This is a genomic window from Methanobrevibacter sp. (genome assembly GCF_045126245.1).
In the GTDB taxonomy this organism is placed as follows: domain Archaea; phylum Methanobacteriota; class Methanobacteria; order Methanobacteriales; family Methanobacteriaceae; genus Methanocatella.
Genome location: NZ_JBGVOG010000022.1, coordinates 1 through 3909 on the forward strand (window position 1 = coordinate 1; position 3909 = coordinate 3909).

Annotated in this window: 4 protein-coding genes and 5 tRNA genes; 2 read left to right on the plus strand and 7 right to left on the minus strand. The window is 38.4% G+C overall.

Annotation, left to right across the window (positions count from 1 at the left end):
• The coding region (locus tag ACJMLZ_RS01715) for a TrkH family potassium uptake protein (protein WP_405303660.1) at positions 1–1337 on the plus strand (1337 nt) is incomplete at its 5' end.
• 57 nt (positions 1338–1394) lie between these two features.
• Positions 1395–2045, plus strand: coding sequence for a potassium channel family protein (locus ACJMLZ_RS01720; protein ID WP_405303661.1), 651 nt, complete (start codon positions 1395–1397; stop codon positions 2043–2045).
• 1 nt (position 2046) lies between these two features.
• Here ACJMLZ_RS01720 and ACJMLZ_RS01725 read toward each other — a convergent pair whose 3' ends face one another.
• From ACJMLZ_RS01725 to ACJMLZ_RS01755, 7 genes are all read right to left on the minus strand, one after another.
• Positions 2047–2664 (minus strand): MBL fold metallo-hydrolase, encoded by a 618-nt coding sequence (locus ACJMLZ_RS01725; protein ID WP_405303662.1) that lies wholly within the window; start codon positions 2662–2664, stop codon positions 2047–2049.
• A 58-nt stretch (positions 2665–2722) separates the two neighbouring features.
• Positions 2723–2870, minus strand: a tRNA-Trp gene (locus ACJMLZ_RS01730).
• A 53-nt stretch (positions 2871–2923) separates the two neighbouring features.
• On the minus strand, positions 2924–3331 hold the full coding sequence (gene hjc / locus ACJMLZ_RS01735; protein WP_405303663.1) for a Holliday junction resolvase Hjc: 408 nt from the start codon (positions 3329–3331) through the stop codon (positions 2924–2926).
• Between the two features lie 98 nt (positions 3332–3429).
• Positions 3430–3505 (minus strand) — tRNA-His (locus tag ACJMLZ_RS01740).
• 28 nt (positions 3506–3533) lie between these two features.
• Positions 3534–3616: transfer RNA gene (locus ACJMLZ_RS01745), tRNA-Leu, on the minus strand.
• Between the two features lie 55 nt (positions 3617–3671).
• Positions 3672–3746, minus strand: a tRNA-Glu gene (locus ACJMLZ_RS01750).
• A gap of 27 nt (positions 3747–3773) precedes the next feature.
• Positions 3774–3847 (minus strand) — tRNA-Ile (locus ACJMLZ_RS01755).
• Between the last annotated feature and the right edge of the window lie 62 nt (positions 3848–3909).

Consider the following 3909-nt stretch of genomic DNA (forward strand, 5'->3'; position numbering starts at 1 on the left):
TAATCGATTTAATCTATTTTGAATTTAATTTACTCTCATTCCTTATTCCCGGGGCAATATCAATATTGTTAGGTGTTGCATGCATCAAATATTTTGAAAGGTTCCCAACCAAAAGAATGAGACTTAAGCATGGGATGATAATCTCATCAATTGCATGGTTATGGGCAGGCCTCATTGGTGGGATGGCATTTACCCTCGTAACACATATTCCCATTATCGATGCTGTTTTTGAAAGTGTGTCTGCATTAACCGGTACAGGAGTTACAATATTCACCAATGTTGAATCATTACCTAACAGCCTCTTATTTTTTAGATCTTTAGAACAATGGGTTGGTGGAATAGGGGTTGTCTTCATGGTTATTGGCGTTTTAACAAAAGGAACCGTGTCAGCTACCCTTTACCAGTCTGAAGCACGTGATGAACGTCTCAAGCCAAGTATTAAAACCACCCTTGAAAAAACATTGAAAATCTATGTTATTTATACTATTGCAGGAATAATTTTATATATGCTTGCCGGAATGCCTGCTTTTGATTCCGTTTGTAATACATTTACAATCATTTCAACCGGCGGAATGAGCATCAAGAATGCGAATATCGGTTATTACAACGACTATGTAATATATTTCATCACCATCATTTTGATGATATTGGGAGCTACAAGCTTTTTTGTCCATTATAAGGTTATCAAGACAAAAGGGAAATCACTGCTTGAAGACTTGCAATTCAAAGTTATAATTAGTGTCATAGCATTTGTCACATTACTTCTTTATTTTGTATCAAATATCGTGCCGATTGAGTTATTATTCACTGTCGTGTCTGCAATTACAACAACAGGTGCAAGCATAACCCCAGCAGCAGCCATGGCAAAGTGGCCATCATTTGTAATAATCTGTATTATGTGCTTGATGTTAACCGGGGGTTCAAACGGATCAACAGTAGGTGCAATAAAACTTGTAAGAATGATTACATTCTTTAAAGGAATTTATAGACACATCAGAGAAATATTATCCCCAGAGGGCAGGGTTGTTCCAGTGAAATTACATGGCCGCAGGATATCTGAAAAAAGCATTGGACAGGCAGGAAACTTCATAACATTATATCTGATGTTTATAATGTTCACTTGGGCGCTATTTTGCTTATGTGGCTATGACCCATTCAACAGCCTATTTACTGCAATGTCCCTCCAAGGTAATAACGGTTTGGACTTGGGAATCATATCTTCACAGATGAATCCAATTTTAAAATTAGTCAGCATGCTAAACATGTGGACAGGAAGGTTAGAAATATACCCTGTACTGATTACACTAAGAGCTGGTTTTGAAATATTTAAACGATAATATTTATAATGTCTAAAAATAAATATTGATTATTTAACAATATGTTGAGGTGATTTGATGTACATAGTCATTATGGGAGGAGGTCGTGTAGGTCTTGCACTCGCTAACTTATTGATTGAAAATGGACAAGACATTACATTGATTGAAAGTGATGAAACATTATGCGCAGAGGTAGCAGCAGAGCTTGATGCACTCGTTATCTGCGGAAATGGTACAAATTCAAAATTACTTGAAGAAACCAATATTGAAGATGCTGATTATTTCATTGCAACAACTGGAAATGATGAAGCAAACCTATTATCATGCATTTTAGTTAGGAAATATAACGTGCCAAATATTATTGCCCGTGTAAGCAATCCTGACCACGAAGAGGCATTTAAAGAAGTTGGAATAGACCACGTAATCAGTCCTGAGACTGCAGCGGCAGCACAATTGCAGAAATTAGTTACAAGACCTAATGCCGCAGAGTTAATGACCCTTGGTGAAGGAGATGCCGAAATATTAGACATGACCATAACCAATGACAGAATTGTTGGAAAACGTTTCAAAGACATATCCCCAACTAAAGATTATATCATTATATCCACCTATCAAAATGGAAAATTAATTATCCCACAACCTGACAACACAATCAGCCGTGGTGAAAAGGTAACCGTTCTCGTTAAAAGAGGATCATTTAAAAAATTAGCTAAAAAATTAGGAAAATAAATTATAAAAAGGAGTAGGACAATTTAATATGGTCTTTTCCATTATTTTCCACTATTGGCCCATGGCCCGGATAAATGTTTACAACATCCAATTCAGTTAATCTTTTAACACTATTTTTCATATCAGGGTAATTTCCACCGATATCCATCCTACCAACTCCACCGCCGGCAAAGATTGTATCTCCTGAAATTAGGTTTTCACCATCCCATAAACAAATTCCACCAGGGGTGTGTCCCGGAGTATGGATTACTTCAAAGTCCCCTATTTTATCCCCTTCTTCAAGTTCAATATCCACACGGGTGTTGTTTATTTCATCAAATCCAAAAGCAGTTCCTGCAGTACCTAATGTATCTTCATTTCTGATTGGAACGGCATCCAGTTTATGAACGGCTATTTTTGCATTGGGAAAGAGGTGATTGCCTCCGATATGGTCAAAATGACAATGAGTATTTACAACCAGTTCAATGTCTTCAGGCTCAACACCGTTTTCGCGAAGCTTGGAGAACAGATAATCCTTATTTTCACCGGCGCCGGTATCCACCAAAATATTGCGATTGACCAAATAGCAGTTTGAATCGTAATTGTAACCTAAAATAAAAATAATCTCATTAGAACTCATGAAAAATAATATTGTCAATAAAGTAATTAAAATTTTTGAAAAGAAGTTTGTATAGAAATGGGGTCACAGGGATTTGAACCCCGATCCTGGGATATCTCTTGCCTCAGTACTCCAATTGTTCATCACAACGGATACTGTTCAGTTACGCGTATATTTCTTCAAAGACAACTGGAGTCCCAGATGATGCCAGGTTACACCATAACCCCACATAACATACTATATTAGATATATTTTAATGATATATAAAGATTACCATTAACTAAAATTTCATTTGCTTATCAATTCCAGCTATTTCATCAATTTCCAAACCTTTTTCCAACGCATAGTCCTTTTCCACCTTATAATTTCCATTACGGGTGCGGGGAGTATTCGAAGGTTCCAGAAATAACCATTTTGTATATTTGAATCTAACCCCAATATATGGTTTAGCACCGAATATCTTCGAAAATTCGCAAAGCGCTTCAATTTGGGGAGCTTCAATGTAAACCTTATCTTTTGTAGTGGTTTTTACTTCAATAGCCAAATACAATTTGCCGTTTCCAGCCACAACATCAGGCAATGGATTTTTAGTAGCACCACCAGAAGCCGGAGCTCTCATCGCTGCGAAATTTCTTTCCCAAAGCTTATGCACCAAATCCCTTTCTTCAGCAGACCCTTTCTTAGCCATAATTACACCTTATACTCACTACTTTATTAAAACATACATATAAAAAGAATGTGAGAGCATTTGAAAAGTAATGAATCTAAAAAAATAAGTTTTATAAATGGGGCCGGGGCCGAGATTCGAACCCGAGTCCCGGGATCCACAGTCCCGGAGGATGACCACCTACCCTACCCCGGCAGAAAAATACAAATGAAAATTGTTAAAGTGCGGGAGCAGGGATTTGAACCCTGGTAGACCTGCGTCAACAGGTCCTAAGCCTGTCCCCTTTGGCCTCTCGGGCACCCCCGCTTATAAAAAACAAATGATACATAGAAACCATAAAAAATCTTAACAAATTTTTAAATGCTCCGGCCGGGATTCGAACCCGAGTCTTCGGCTCGAAAGGCCGAAATGATTGGCCGGACTACACCACCGGAGCATACAAATACAAATAATTTAGTTAACATGGGCCCAATGGGGTTCGAACCCATGGCCTTCCGGTTATGAGCCGGACGCTCTACCTGGCTAAGCTATGGGCCCCAAAGCGCCGTCGACAGGGCTCGAACCTGTGACCAATCGGTTAACAGCCGAACGCTCTACCT